We start from the raw sequence: 13,359 nt of genomic DNA on the forward strand, positions 1-13,359 counted from the left end.
TTACAACCGTTCCTCGATGAGCTCCTGTAACTGGTCTTCAGGCGGATTCGACCCGGTGAAGACCATTTCGCCGTCGATTTCGAAGCCTGGCGTGGACATAATGCCTTTCTCCGCCAGTTTCGCCGTGTCTCCTTCCTTCTCTACGTCCGCGTCGAATCCGTTCTCCTCGACGACGTTTTGCGCTTTCTCCTTGAGCCGCGAGCAGTTGCTGCAACCGTCCGGTCCGTAAACGGTGATTTTCATCGGTTACCTCCAGTTTTTTCGATTTCACCGGCCCAACGCCGGGCGTCATCTGCCGTCAAACCCGTTCTCGCCTGTGCGCCCACGGTCTTGTCGACCATTGGATCTGCCATACATATCGATAAAGTCCGATTCGGTATTAGTACGTTTCGATAAGATCCGATTTGTTTGAGCAGGATTCACTCAGAGCTGTTCCTCGAGAGGAGGATGTCTGACGAGTTCGGGAAAGACAAATAGTGAAGTGAATACTCCTATTCGAGGGGTTAACAGGATGATGTGTTCGGTAAACGCAAGTGCGAATATGAATCGATCGGGTTCAGATCGAGTGCGGTCGAACTCGAATCGGGTATCGATTGAATTGAGAAATCTCGATGTGGTGGCCAATGCAGTCTATATGAGAGAGACACACTCCGATATACTGTTTCCCGGATAGCGTTCAGCTATCCCACGAGAAACGTTCGAGAACGAACTCCTTACTCGATCGCCGCAACCGCGTCGAGCTGAACGCTTGCACCGCCAAGTAACTCAGACACACCGACGACACTGCGCGCTGGCAGCTGCTCGCCGAATGCCTCGCGATAGACGTCGTTGACCGCGTCGTACTGCTCGAGGTCGGTGAGATACACCGTCACTTTGAGCACGTCGTCGAGCGTTCGGCCCTGTTCCTCGAGTGCCGTCTCGAGGTTCGAGAGCGCGTGTTGCATCTGTTCTGCCGCGGACTGTGCTGATGGGACGGTTCCGTCTTCGGTCGGCAGCTGACCCTCCAAAAACAGGAGGTCAGAACTCCCGGTCTTCGTGCCATAGCCGCCGGTAAACGCCGTTCCGGCACGCTGTTTGCGGCCAGTGGTACTTGCACGAGACGACAACTGGTGCTGATCGGTTTTCGACTGTTGCACAGTACGATTGAGGGGCTGCTCACTTATAGGAGTGTTGGGTGAACTGCACAAGTCTGCATTGGGTCAGAAATCAATGGTATGAGAGCTAGAACCGAATACCAGTCGGAAGTATTAATTGAAGAGGTTCTCAATCAAGGAGGTGATGGCAACAGCGACACAACGTCTCCAGCGCTACCTCGAGGACGAACTCGAGGACTGTCGTCCCGAGGACGTCGAACAGCGGCTCGACGAACTGGACACGCTCGAAGCGGTGCTCTCGACGGATCGGATCGAGAGGGACCTCGATGTACTGACGGCGCTTGCAAACGAGACGCGATACAAACTCGTACGGCTTCTCGTGGCTGCCTGATGGCGAGCTCTGTGTCTGTGAACTGAACGCGATGATCGATGCAAGCGAGAGTGCCATCAGTCACGCGCTCTCGGATTTGACCGACGCTGAACTCATCACCTGCCGAAAGGACGGCCGATGGCGGAAGTATCGTGCCTCGAACACCGCGGTTGCGATGCTGACACTATTGGATGGAGTGACCGCGGATGAGTAACACCGACTCTCACGAACACGGGCCGAACTGTGGCTGCGAGAGTTGTGGCGATCCGCGGTCGATGGATTTTCTCGACAAGTATCTCACCGTCTGGATCTTCGGGGCGATGGCTATCGGCGTCGGTCTCGGCTTCGTTGCGCCGTCGGTCACCCAGCCGATTCAGGAGTTCCATCTCGTCCAGATCGGCCTGATCGCGATGATGTATCCGCCACTGGCGAAAGCCGACTACTCGCGGCTCCCGACCTGTCTTTCGTAACTGGCGCGTCCTCGGGTTGAGTCTGATCCAGAATTGGCTCATCGGCCCGACGCTCATGTTCGGGCTCGCAGTCGTCTTCTTTAGCGGACTCGTCCCCGGCCTGCCGGCACGACCCGACTACTTCCTCGGGCTCGTCTTCATCGGCATGGCCCGCTGTATCGCAATGGTGCTCGTCTGGAACGAACTCGCCGACGGCTCGACCGAGTACGTCACCGGGCTCGTCGCTTTTAATAGCCTCTTTCAGATCGTTACCTACGGGGTGTACGTCTGGTTTTTCGGTCCTGTTTCTCCCGCCGCTACTCGGCATGGAGACGCTCGTCGCCGGCATCGAGACGTTCAACGTGACGCCGTCGCAGGTGTTCAGGGCGATCGTCGTCTTCCTCGGGATCCCCTTTGCCGGGGGCTTTCTCACTCGGTATATCGGCACCCGAACCAAGAGCGAGGAATGGTACGACGAAACGTTCGTTCCGAAGATCGATCCCGTGACACTCGTCGCGCTGCTGTTTACCGTCATCGTGATGTTCGCGACGCAGGGCGAGGCCATCGTCGCCTCGCCCAGTGACGTGCTCCTGATCGCCGTCCCACTGACGATCTACTTCGTGGTGATGTTCCTCGTGAGCTTCGGCATGGGCAGAGGGATCGGCGCGGACTACTCGACGACGACCGCAATCGGCTTTACCGCCGCCTCGAACAACTTCGAACTCGCGATCGCGGTCGCGGTCGCCGTCTTCGGCGTCGGCTCCGGCGTTGCTTTCACGACCGTCGTCGGCCCACTGATCGAAGTCCCCGTCCTGCTCGCGCTGGTCAACGTCGCGCTGTACTTCCAGCGACGCTTCGACTGGAGTGGTGCCACCACTGGCCGCCTCGAGCCATCATCCACAAAATCGACCCCTGACGACGACTGAGACCATACCAATGACTTCACACACCGATTCCACCGATCCGACTCGTATCGCCTTCGTCTGTGTCCAGAACGCAGGCCGATCACAGATGGCCTACGCGTTCGCACAGCAAGAACTGGAAACGCGAGAGCTCGCCGCCGAAATCGACCTCATCACCGGCGGCACGCGACCCGCCGACCACGTCCACGACGAGGTCGTCGACGCGATGGCCGACACGGGAATCGACATCGCCGATCGGACGCCACGAGAGGTCACCTTCGAGGACCTTCAGGCGAGCGACTACGTCATCACGATGGGCTGTTCGGCTGCCGACGTCTGCCCGGCCAACTGGGCTGGCGAGAACCGCGACTGGGATCTCGAGGACCCGGACGGAAAATCACCGGCGACAGTCGCGACGATCCGTGACGAGATCGAACACCGCGTTGGCTCGCTGTTCGACGAACTCGAGACGACCCGATAACCTCTAGTAGCCACTGAAAGTCACTGCACACCCGATCGCACGACGGCTGTGCGATCGGTGTGTAAATCGTTTCAGTTGTTACTATAGCGCGATCAGAGCCGGTCCGTACTCACGTCCACGCCCGGCGGCGTCACAAGCAGAAAGCCACGGAAGTGAACGAGATTCCCGCCTGACTCCTTGACGTCGCGTGCGAACCCGGATGCCAGTTCGTTTACGTTCCCCTCGACGTTGAGGACCAGTACGTTCCCCGTTGAAATCGCTTCGAGCCACTCCTCGGCCGGCGTCTCCCCGTCGAGGACGCCGAGGACGATGCTGCCTTCGATCTCGAGTTCGTCGTCGATGTGTTCCTCGACGGTCCGAAGGTCGAGGTCGAAATCGCTCATACCGGGTGGGTCGAACTACGGCGAGAAAAACGTTCGCCTCAGCCGGATGGTCCCGTGGACGATCACATGCGGCCTTTCACCCTCCGCTGGGCTGCACGCGCATGTAACGGGCGGACCTGATACCGTCATACGGTCTGCTGTCCCAATGTCACGGTGGGCCCGCAGTGCGGGTTGCGGGTGCGCCGGCACTGACTGCCAGCAGTCCGTATCAGTCCATCGGGAACTCTTTCTGGAAGCCGCGGAACTCGGTGCGGTGGGCCTCCTCGTCGGCGAGGATCGTCACCGCCACGTCTTCGGTAACGGGGTCGTTCGCATCGTCGGCCGCCTCCACTAGCGACCGATAGGTCTCGATGGCTGCTTCCTCGGCCTCGAGGACGCCGTCGATGACTGACTGGACGTCGGTGGTGTCTTCGGGCGGCTGGAGGCTGTGCTGGTTGGCCTCGAACGACTCCGAGCCTGGCGGCGACTCGTCGAGCTGTTTCAGCCGCTCGCCGAGAATCCGCGCGTGGTCGAGTTCTTCCGGGATGTCTTCCTCGAGACTCTCTTTGACTTCCTCGGCGTGAATGCCGTCGAGAACGATCGCGTTCGTCCGGTAGTTCATTACGGTCTCGAGCTCGTCGATATACGCCTCCGTCAGCAGGTCGATAATTTCGTCGGACGTCATGCGCATCGCTCTACGACAGCCGGGTATAAAGTATTGACATGTGTTCGCCTCTCGTCTGTCCCGTCAACCCTCACTCGTGAACCTCGTGTACACGCGTTATCACGGATCGGACTGGCCACTCATCCAGAAACGAGAGCGAAAGTAGCACAGTTCACGTTTCGAGCGGCCTCCGAGCAGACAGAGTGACCGTTTGTCGATCGACGACCGCGCGCGAGCGCTCGAGCGAGGTTGATTGGGGTAAGCAGGGAGGAATTCGTGGCCACTGCTCGAGAAACACGTCGGTCGGCGGGCTCGTGCTATACAGTATTAGGAGATATGGTCGGATAATAGGTAGACGCCGTCATGCGATTTTCGGACCTCAATAAACGATTGTGATGGTATCGATCGTCGATCACTGTCAGATACAGCGGTAGTTTTATATATGTCGTCGCACCTGGGATTCAGATACAATGTCTTCACAAGACAGCCCATCCTCTGACAACAGTCAGGGGGGTCGAGTTCTTCCAGGGCACGTTAGATTCCACTGACGAAATAGAGTCAGCACGTGTCTTCGATACGACCCTCCGGGACGGCGAGCAGTCGCCCGGCACTTCGTTCTCTTACGACGATAAACGGCAGATCGCGTCCATCTTGGACGAGATGGGAACCCACGTCATCGAGGCCGGGTTCCCCGTCAACTCGGACGCGGAGTTCGAGGCCGTTCGTGATATCGCTTCGGCAACCAGTTCGACGACCTGTGGCTTAGCCCGTGTCGTCGACCAGGACATCGAAGCGGCGCTCGATTCCGGCGTCGAGATGGTGCACACGTTCGTGTCCACCAGCGACGTCCAGATCGAGGATTCGATGCACGCCACCCGTGAGGAGGTCGTAGAACGCGCAGTCGAGTCGGTCGAACGCATCACCGAGGCAGGCGCAACCTGCATGTTCTCGCCGATGGATGCGACGCGAACCGACGAACAGTTCCTGATCGAGGTCATCGAGGCGGTCACCGAGGCTGGAACCGACTGGATCAACATTCCCGACACCACCGGCGTCGCCACACCGACCCGGTTCAAGGCGATGATCGAGAAGGTCCTGGCCCACACCGACGCCCGGGTCGACGTCCACGCACACGACGACTTCGGGCTGGCCACTGCCAACGCCTTGGCCGGCATCGAAGCGGGCGCATCCCAGGCGCAGGTCTCGGTCAACTCCATCGGTGAGCGGGCCGGCAACGCCGCCTACGAGGAGTTCGTGATGGCCGTCGAGTCGCTCTACCAGACCGACACGGGGATCGACACGACGCGGATCACCGAACTCTCGGAGATCGTCGAGGAGAAAAGCGGCATGGATACCCCGGGCAACAAGCCGGTCGTCGGCGACAACGCCTTCTCCCACGAGAGCGGCATCCACGCCTGCCGGCGTTATCGAAAACTCCGACACCTTCGAGCCCGGCGTGATGACCCCCGAAATGGTCGGTGCCGAGCGCAAGCTCGTCATGGGGAAACACACTGGTACCCACTCAGTTCGGGAACGACTCGTCGAGTGTGGCTTCGATCCCACCGACGAGCAGGTGCGCGCCGTCACCCGCCGCGTCAAAGATTACGGGGCCGAGAAGCGCCGCGTCACGGTCGACGTCTTGGAGCGCTTCGCCGAGGAGGCTGGCGTCGAACGCCAGTCCGAGGAAGAGGAGGTGCGCGTCTAAGGGATGTCCTCCCTGTTTGCCACCGGCCGCGAGCCCCAGCTATCGCGTTCGATCCAGCGACCTGGCGCGACTCGTAAGGATTATGTCCCTCGAGAGAGCTACGTAATCAGTAATGACGGTTCGCGCTTCCCTGTCGGCTCGTGTCCGCACAGTCGACATCAGCGCGCTCGCTCCGATTCGTATTGTAGGGGCATCCTAGCCCCATCTTCAGTACCTCGCAGCTCCGGACCGGAATCCGCATCGTTCTCCGAGCGATCAGCAATCCACCAGATGACACACTACCGTACACCACCCGATCGCCACACACTGGCGGGAGGTAATCGATGAGCGAACGCGCAGCAAAGGTCACGCCAACAGACGACGAACAGACCGACGAGCAGATCACCGACAGTGCCGCGCCCGACGCGGCGACCGAGCCCGACTCGGCAGCCGAGACCGAGTCCGAGACGACGACCGAACCCGTCACGTCGGGTGCTGAGGCCGTCGTCCGTGCACTCGAGAACGCGGGCGTCGAGTACGCCTTCGGCGTCCAGGGCGGGGCGATCATGCCCGTCTACGACGTCCTCTACGATTCGGACATCCGGCATGTGACGATGGCCCACGAACAGGGCGCAGCCCACGCGGCCGACGCCTACGGCATCGTCTCGGGCGAACCGGGCGTCTGTCTCGCGACGTCGGGGCCGGGCGCGACCAACCTGGTCACCGGCATCGCCGACGCCGACATGGACTCGGATCCGATGCTCGCGCTGACGGGACAGGTCCCGACGGAGTTCGTCGGCAACGACGCCTTTCAGGAGACCGACACTACCGGCGTCACGACGCCGATCACGAAGGACAATACGTTCGCGAGCGACGCCGACCACGTCGGCAGCGACGTCACCGAGGCGTTCGCGCTGGCCCGCGAGGGCCGACCGGGGCCGACTCTGGTCGACCTCCCGAAAGACGTCACCAACGGCGAGACCGACCGCGAGCCCGACGAGCCGAAAACGCCCGACACCTACCACGTGCAGGAACGGGCCGACTCGGAAATCGTCGCAGCCGCGGCCGAGCGGATCGAAAACGCCGATCGTCCCGTCATGCTGCTTGGCGGTGGCGTCATCAAAGGCGAGGCCAGCGAGGCCTGTCGTGAGTTCGCCATCGAACACGAGATTCCGGTCATCACCACGATGCCCGGCCTCGGCGCGTTCCCCGAGGACCACGAACTGTCCCTCGAGATGGCGGGCATGCACGGCACCGGCTATGCCAACATGGCGATCACCCACTGTGATACGCTGATCGGGATCGGGACCCGATTCGACGACCGTCTGACCGGCGGCATCGAGACCTTCGCGCCCGACGCGGAGATCATCCACGTCGACATCGATCCCGCAGAGATCTCGAAGAACATCTACGCGGACTACCCGCTGGTCGGCGACGCCGAAACCGTCGTCGAGCAACTCGCCGAGGCGGTCGACGAGTCACCGGCAGCCACGAAATGGCGCGCCCAGTGCCAGCAGTGGAAATCCGACTACTCGATGGCCTACGAGGCACCCGAGGACGCACCGGTCCAGCCGGAGTTCGTCGTCGAAGCCTTAGACGAGGCCACGAGCGACCGGGCGATCGTCACCACCGGCGTCGGCCAACACCAGATGTGGGCCGCCCAGTACTGGACCTACACCGAACCGCGAACCTGGGTCTCGAGTCACGGTCTCGGGACGATGGGTTACGGTCTGCCCGCAGCCATCGGCGCGCGGCTAGCGGCCGACGACGACCAAGAGGTCATCTGTGTCGACGGTGACGGTTCGTTCCTGATGACGCTGCAGGGACTGTCCGTGGCCGTCCGCGAGAACTTGGATATCACGGTCGCCGTGCTCAACAACGAGTACATCGGCATGGTCCGCCAGTGGCAGGACGCCTTCTTCGAGGGCCGCCACGCCGCTTCGGACTACAACTGGATGCCCGAGTTCGACAAGCTCGCCGAAGCCTTCGGCGCTTGTGGCTTCCGCATCGACGACTACGACGACGTCGCCGACACCATCGAGGAGGCACTCGCCTACGACGGCCCGTCGGTGATCGACGTCCACATCGATCCCGACGCCAACGTCTACCCGATGGTGCCAAGCGGCGGCGACAACGGCCAGTTCGCACTGACGGAGGACCAATTATGAAACGCGGATTAGAAGGCCCAGAACCCGAAGAGCGACCGACTCCCGCAGGACGACGCAACAAACAGGGCATTCGCATCGACCCCGAAGTCGAGGCGACCCACGAGCCCCGGCGTACCGTCATCTCGGCACTGGTCGCACACGAACCCGGCGTGCTCTCGGATGTCTCGGGACTGTTCTCGAGACGGCAGTTCAACATCGAGAGCCTGACCGTTGGCCCCACCGAAGACGAAGATCGCGCGCGAATCACGATCGTCGTCGAGGAGCCCGACCCCGGGATCGACCAGGTCGAGAAACAGCTGCGAAAGCTCGTGCCGGTTATCTCCGTGCGCGAACTCGAGCCCGACGCGATGCGCCGCGAACTGGCGCTCGTGAAAGTCGACGCCGAGGACCCAGCGGCAGTCAGCGCCGTCGCGGATATGTATGACGCGACGGCTGTCGACTCGAGTCCGGAGACGGCGACCTTCGAGATCACTGGCTCGCGCCAGAAGATCGAGGCCGCCGTCGACACCTTCAGCCAGTTCGGCATCCGAGAGGTATCCCGGACGGGGCTGACGGCGATGGCTCGTGGCACAGACCAGACCGCTGGAGCCGACCTGACAGCACAGCCCGCCGACGAGGCGAAGTATGGCGACTATACCCAACCAGCAGACGATGACTGACGAATTCACCACCGACATCTACTATGACGACGACGCAGACGTATCGACGCTTGACGACGAGACCGTGGCCGTACTGGGCTACGGCAGCCAGGGGCACGCCCACGCGCTGAACCTCCACGAGAGCGGGGTCGACGTAGTCGTCGGCCTGCGTGAGGACTCCTCCTCGCGATCGGCCGCCGAAGCAGACGGGCTCACCGTCGAAGCGCCCGCCGACGCGGTCGCACAGGCCTCCTACGTGTCCGTCCTCGTGCCCGACACCGTCCAGGCGTCGGTCTACGAGAACGCCATCGCGCCCAACCTCGAGGCGGGTGACACGCTCCAGTTCGCCCACGGGCTGAACATCCACTACAACCAGATCGAGCCGCCGGAAGACGTCGACGTGACGATGGTCGCGCCCAAGAGCCCGGGTCACCTCGTCCGCCGCAACTACGAGAACGACGAAGGGACTCCCGGCCTGCTGGCGGTCTACCAGGATACTACGGGCGACGCAGAGGAGCGCGCCCTCGCGTACGCGAAGGGAATCGGCTGTACCCGCGCCGGCGTCATCGAGACGACGTTCCAGGAAGAGGTCGAATCGGACCTCTTCGGCGAGCAGGCCGTCCTCTGTGGCGGCGTCACCTCGCTGGTCAAACACGGCTACGAGACGCTGGTCGACGCAGGCTACTCGCCGGAGATCGCCTACTTCGAGTGTCTCAACGAACTCAAGCTGATCGTCGATCTGATGTACGAAGGCGGCAACATGGAGATGTGGAACTCCGTCTCCGACACCGCCGAGTACGGCGGTCTCACCCGCGGCGACCGCGTTGTCGACGAGTCCGTCCGTGAGAACATGGACGAGATCCTCGAAGAGATCCAGAACGGCGAGTTCACGCGCGAGTGGATCGTCGAGAACCAGGCTGGCCGCCCGAGCTACAGCCAGCTGCGCAACGCAGAACAGAACCACGAGATCGAAGACGTCGGCGAGCGACTGCGCGACCTGTTCGCCTGGGCCGAGGACGACGAAACCGAAGAGGAGTCCGTCCAGGTGCAAGCCGACGACTAACCGAAAACGGAGAGCGACCAACCATGAACGAAACCGACACCACAACAGACACGATGGCCAATGTCAGCCACACCAACCCCTACACCGGGGAGACGGCTGGCCGGCTGTTCAACCGCGGGCCGATCGTCGCCGCCGACGGGGGCGAGGCGGAGGCCAACGGAAACGGGCGTACTGACAAGAAACAGAAAATGCGTGACGTCGATCACACGCCACCGAAAGAGGCCGACGATGCGAACCGCGTCTTCGAGCGCGGAACCGAACACGGCGGGCGTGCCGACCGTGAGACGGTCGTAGAAGAAGAGGAAGAGGAATGAGCGAGGGAACACTGTACGACAAGGTCTGGGACCGACACAAAGTCACCACGCTGCCGACCGGACAGGATCAGCTGTTCGTCGGGCTGCACCTCATCCACGAGGTCACGAGTCCGCAGGCGTTCGGGATGCTCCGCGAGCGCGATCTCGAGGTCGCCTATCCGAAGCTGACCCACGCGACGGTCGACCACATCGTCCCGACGGCCGACCAGTCTCGTCCCTACGAGGAGGACGCGGCCGAAGAGATGATGTCCGAACTCGAGGAGAACGTCCGCGAGGCGGGCATCGAGTTCTCGGACCCGACGACGGGCGATCAGGGGATCGTCCACGTCATCGGCCCAGAGCAGGGCCTGACCCAGCCCGGCAAGACGATCGTCTGTGGGGACTCCCATACCAGCACGCACGGTGCCTTCGGCGCACTCGCGTTCGGTATCGGGACCTCCCAGATCCGCGACGTGCTCGCGACGGGCACCGTCGCCATGGAGAAACAGAAGGTCCGCAAGATCCAGGTCGACGGTGAACTCGGCGAGGGTGTCGAAGCCAAAGACATCATCTTAGAGATCATCCGCCGACTCGGGACGGAAGGCGGCGTCGGCTACGTCTACGAGTACGCCGGCGAGGCCATCGAGAACCTCAACATGGAAGGGCGGATGTCGATCTGTAACATGTCCATCGAGGGCGGCGCTCGCGCGGGCTATGTCAACCCCGACGAGACCACCTACGAGTGGCTCGAGGAGACCGACTACTTCCAAGAGAACCCCGAGAAGTTCGACGAGCTCAAACCCTACTGGGAGTCGATCGCGTCGGACGAGGACGCCGAGTACGACGACGTCGTCCACATCGATGCGAGCGAGCTCGAGCCGGTCGTCACCTGGGGGACCACGCCCGGCCAGGGCGTCGGTGTCACCGAGCCGATCCCGGCACCCGAGGACCTGCCCGCGGAGAAACAGGACACGGCCCGACGCGCTCAGGAACACATGCGCGTCGAGCCCGGCGAGACGATGGAAGGCTACGACATCGATGTCGCCTTCCTCGGCTCCTGTACGAACGCCCGCCTGCCGGACCTGCGACGCGCCGCCGAGATCATCGAGGGCCGACAGGTCGACGACGACGTCCGCGCGATGGTCGTCCCCGGCAGCCAGCGCGTCCAGCACGCCGCCGAGGAAGAAGGCCTCAAAGACACGTTCGAGGAAGCCGGCTTCGAGTGGCGCAACGCCGGCTGTTCGATGTGTCTCGGCATGAACGAAGACCAACTCGAGGGCGACGAGGCAAGCGCCTCCTCCTCGAACCGGAACTTCGTCGGCCGACAGGGCTCGAAAGAGGGCCGAACCGTGCTGATGAACCCACAGATGGTCGCTGCGGCGGCAGTCACTGGGGAAGTGACTGACGTGCGCGACTTAAAGGAGGTGACCGTCGCATGAGCGGAAGCGACGAGGTCGAGATTCCGGAAGTCGATTACGTCTCGGGGTCGGGCATCCCGATCCGAGGAAACGACATCGACACCGACCAGATCATCCCCGCACGCTTTATGAAGGTCGTCACCTTCGACGGGCTGGGCGAGTTCGCCTTCTTCGACCTGCGCTTCGACGACGACGACACCCCCAAAGACCACCCGATGAACGAGGATCGGTTTCAGGACTCGTCGGTGATGGTCGTCAACAGTAACTTCGGCTGTGGGTCCTCGCGCGAGCACGCCCCGCAGGCGCTGATGCGCTGGGGCATTGATGCGATTATCGGCGAGAGCTTCGCCGAGATTTTCGCTGGTAACTGCCTGGCGCTCGGAATTCCGACCGTCACGGCAGACAGCGAGACGATCGAGGAACTGCAGGACTGGGTCGACGAACACCCCGACGGCGAGATCGAGATCGGCGTCGAAGCCGAGGAAGTGACCTACGGCGACACCACGATCGACGTCACCGTCGACGAGGCCCAGCGCAAGGCCCTCGTCGACGGCGTCTGGGACACGACGGCGCTGATGAAGTCCAACGCCGACGCAGTCCGCGAGAAGGCCAAGGAACTCCCGTACGTCGACGACGAAGCGATCCCCGAAGCGGAGTAAGGAGTCGGTTTCGACCGGTCGCTCCGTTTTTCTCCTGACTCGAGTCGAGTCGAATCGCCGACACCTCGACTCGTCACTCTCCGCTTGCGATCACGAACTCGGTGAGAGGCCCCGGAATCGCGAGATACTTCGGACGATAGCCCGGAAGAGCCTGTATGGCTCGCTCTCTTGATGCGCCGCTTTTCGTGTTCCTCGCAGTTCTCTGGGGGCTTTCGTTTCCGGCGATTTCGATCGGCCTCGAGTATCTCCCGCCGCTGCTGTTTGCAGCCGTTCGATACGACATCGCGGCGATCTTGCTTCTGGCCTACGCTGCCACCCAAGTCGATGGCTGGGTGCCGACTCGCCGGAACGATCTGGCAGCTGTTACGGGCGGCGGTATCTTTCTGATCGGCGGCAACGGCTTACTCTTTCTGGCCCAGCAGACCGTCCCGAGCGGCGTCGCCGCGATCATCCAGGGACTGGTCCCCATCATCACCGCGTTGTGGGCGGTAGTGCTACTCGGTGAGCGACTCTCGCCGCTCGGTGCCGTCGGGGCCGCGATCGGCTTTTGTGGCGTCGCACTCGTCGTCCAGCCCGATCCGAGCAATCTGCTGGCGGGCGATACACTCGGCCGGCTGCTCGTCGTCGGACAAGTGTGCAGTATCGCGCTCGGTGGAGTTCTGATTCAGCGCGCCGGCCCGACGATCGAGCGTGGGGCACTGGTCGGCTGGTCGATGGGCATCGGCAGCGTCGTCTTACATGCCGCCAGTCTCGCCGCTGGCGAGTTTCCATCGCCGTCGCTCGTCGTCCCCACCGCAGTCGGCGCGCTCGTCTATCTCGGCGTCTTCGCGACTGCCATCGCCTTCCTGATCTACTTCCGGATCCTCGAGGAACACGGCGCGTTCGAGGCAGCGCTGGTCGGCTACGCCGTTCCGATCGTCGCGACAGTTGCGGGCGTCGTGTTTCTCGAGGAGTCGATCAGTACGGTGACGGTCGCCGGGTTCGGACTGGTCGTCGTCGGGTTCGCGTTGCTCAAACGACATGCGATCGCCAACGCAGTTGGGATCAGCACTGGCGTCGGGAGTCCCTAAGCGACGACCAGTCCGGCAATCGATACCCTCTTTTCGGCCCCGCG

Annotated in this window: 12 protein-coding genes and 3 pseudogenes; 11 read left to right on the forward strand and 4 right to left on the reverse strand. The window is 62.3% G+C overall.

Going from position 1 to position 13,359, the window contains the following annotated elements; translation table 11 throughout:
- Both BDK88_RS11730 and BDK88_RS11735 read right to left on the reverse strand, forming a co-directional pair.
- Entirely contained in the window at positions 1–243 is a 243-nt protein-coding gene (locus BDK88_RS11730; RefSeq protein WP_130500544.1) for a thioredoxin family protein, read from the reverse strand.
- 470 nt (positions 244–713) lie between these two features.
- Positions 714–1,136, reverse strand: coding sequence for a RidA family protein (locus BDK88_RS11735; RefSeq protein ID WP_130500545.1), 423 nt, complete (start codon positions 1,134–1,136; stop codon positions 714–716).
- A 142-nt stretch (positions 1,137–1,278) separates the two neighbouring features.
- On the opposite strand from BDK88_RS11735, the pseudogene BDK88_RS11740 reads away from it, so the two are divergent.
- From BDK88_RS11740 to BDK88_RS11750, 3 genes and pseudogenes are all read left to right on the forward strand, one after another.
- Positions 1,279–1,678, forward strand: a pseudogene (locus tag BDK88_RS11740) (metalloregulator ArsR/SmtB family transcription factor).
- Positions 1,671–2,839 (forward strand): annotated as a pseudogene (gene arsB / locus BDK88_RS11745) (ACR3 family arsenite efflux transporter). The pseudogenes BDK88_RS11740 and arsB overlap by 8 nt, the downstream one beginning before the upstream one ends.
- A 10-nt stretch (positions 2,840–2,849) precedes the next feature.
- A complete protein-coding gene (locus tag BDK88_RS11750; RefSeq protein WP_130500546.1) occupies positions 2,850–3,296 on the forward strand; it encodes an arsenate-mycothiol transferase ArsC in 447 nt (148 codons plus the stop codon).
- Between the two features lie 92 nt (positions 3,297–3,388).
- Here the strand turns inward: BDK88_RS11750 and BDK88_RS11755 are convergent, their stop codons facing one another.
- Together BDK88_RS11755 and BDK88_RS11760 are read right to left on the reverse strand one after the other, a co-directional pair.
- Positions 3,389–3,679, reverse strand: coding sequence for a DUF5779 family protein (locus tag BDK88_RS11755; RefSeq protein WP_008014317.1), 291 nt, complete (start codon positions 3,677–3,679; stop codon positions 3,389–3,391).
- 208 nt (positions 3,680–3,887) lie between these two features.
- Positions 3,888–4,343: a ferritin-like domain-containing protein gene (locus tag BDK88_RS11760; protein ID WP_130500547.1), complete on the reverse strand. Its 456-nt coding sequence runs from the start codon at positions 4,341–4,343 to the stop codon at positions 3,888–3,890.
- A gap of 438 nt (positions 4,344–4,781) precedes the next feature.
- On the opposite strand from BDK88_RS11760, the pseudogene BDK88_RS11765 reads away from it, so the two are divergent.
- The 8 genes and pseudogenes from BDK88_RS11765 to BDK88_RS11800 all read left to right on the forward strand — a co-directional run bounded on the left by BDK88_RS11765 (position 4,782) and on the right by BDK88_RS11800 (position 13,315).
- A pseudogene (locus tag BDK88_RS11765) lies at positions 4,782–6,027 on the forward strand (LeuA family protein).
- Positions 6,028–6,350: 323 nt separating this feature from the next.
- A complete protein-coding gene (gene ilvB, locus BDK88_RS11770) occupies positions 6,351–8,174 on the forward strand; it encodes a biosynthetic-type acetolactate synthase large subunit (protein ID WP_130500548.1) in 1,824 nt (607 codons plus the stop codon).
- Positions 8,171–8,833, forward strand: a complete 663-nt coding sequence (ilvN, locus tag BDK88_RS11775) for an acetolactate synthase small subunit (protein ID WP_130500549.1) — start codon at positions 8,171–8,173, stop codon at positions 8,831–8,833. The genes ilvB and ilvN overlap by 4 nt, the downstream gene beginning before the upstream one ends.
- Positions 8,826–9,875 carry a ketol-acid reductoisomerase gene (gene ilvC, locus BDK88_RS11780; RefSeq protein WP_130500636.1) on the forward strand — a complete coding sequence of 350 codons (1,050 nt, stop codon included), beginning with the start codon at positions 8,826–8,828 and terminating at the stop codon, positions 9,873–9,875. Before ilvN ends, ilvC begins: the two co-directional genes overlap by 8 nt.
- 23 nt (positions 9,876–9,898) lie before the next feature.
- A complete protein-coding gene (locus BDK88_RS11785) occupies positions 9,899–10,189 on the forward strand; it encodes a hypothetical protein (RefSeq protein ID WP_130500550.1) in 291 nt (96 codons plus the stop codon).
- A complete protein-coding gene (gene leuC / locus BDK88_RS11790; RefSeq protein WP_130500551.1) occupies positions 10,186–11,607 on the forward strand; it encodes a 3-isopropylmalate dehydratase large subunit in 1,422 nt (473 codons plus the stop codon). The genes BDK88_RS11785 and leuC overlap by 4 nt, the downstream gene beginning before the upstream one ends.
- Positions 11,604–12,245 carry a 3-isopropylmalate dehydratase small subunit gene (leuD, locus tag BDK88_RS11795; protein WP_130500552.1) on the forward strand — a complete coding sequence of 214 codons (642 nt, stop codon included), beginning with the start codon at positions 11,604–11,606 and terminating at the stop codon, positions 12,243–12,245. The genes leuC and leuD overlap by 4 nt, the downstream gene beginning before the upstream one ends.
- Before the next feature lie 155 nt (positions 12,246–12,400).
- Positions 12,401–13,315 (forward strand): DMT family transporter, encoded by a 915-nt coding sequence (locus BDK88_RS11800; protein ID WP_130500553.1) that lies wholly within the window; start codon positions 12,401–12,403, stop codon positions 13,313–13,315.
- Positions 13,316–13,359 lie beyond the last annotated feature (44 nt).

The organism is Natrinema hispanicum (assembly GCF_004217335.1).
Classification (GTDB): domain Archaea; phylum Halobacteriota; class Halobacteria; order Halobacteriales; family Natrialbaceae; genus Natrinema; species Natrinema hispanicum.

Excerpts from the sequence above, each read along its gene's own strand:
- ilvN (WP_130500549.1), top strand. The coding sequence starts at position 8,171 with ATGAAACGCGGATTAGAAGGCCCAGAACCCGAAGAGCGACCGACTCCC.
- leuD (WP_130500552.1), top strand. The coding sequence starts at position 11,604 with ATGAGCGGAAGCGACGAGGTCGAGATTCCGGAAGTCGATTACGTCTCG.
- BDK88_RS11750 (WP_130500546.1), top strand. The coding sequence starts at position 2,850 with ATGACTTCACACACCGATTCCACCGATCCGACTCGTATCGCCTTCGTC.
- BDK88_RS11730 (WP_130500544.1), bottom strand. The coding sequence starts at position 243 with ATGAAAATCACCGTTTACGGACCGGACGGTTGCAGCAACTGCTCGCGG.
- ilvB (WP_130500548.1), top strand. The coding sequence starts at position 6,351 with ATGAGCGAACGCGCAGCAAAGGTCACGCCAACAGACGACGAACAGACC.
- BDK88_RS11800 (WP_130500553.1), top strand. The coding sequence starts at position 12,401 with ATGGCTCGCTCTCTTGATGCGCCGCTTTTCGTGTTCCTCGCAGTTCTC.
- BDK88_RS11760 (WP_130500547.1), bottom strand. The coding sequence starts at position 4,343 with ATGACGTCCGACGAAATTATCGACCTGCTGACGGAGGCGTATATCGAC.
- BDK88_RS11785 (WP_130500550.1), top strand. The coding sequence starts at position 9,899 with ATGAACGAAACCGACACCACAACAGACACGATGGCCAATGTCAGCCAC.
- BDK88_RS11755 (WP_008014317.1), bottom strand. The coding sequence starts at position 3,679 with ATGAGCGATTTCGACCTCGACCTTCGGACCGTCGAGGAACACATCGAC.
- leuC (WP_130500551.1), top strand. The coding sequence starts at position 10,186 with ATGAGCGAGGGAACACTGTACGACAAGGTCTGGGACCGACACAAAGTC.
- ilvC (WP_130500636.1), top strand. The coding sequence starts at position 8,826 with ATGACTGACGAATTCACCACCGACATCTACTATGACGACGACGCAGAC.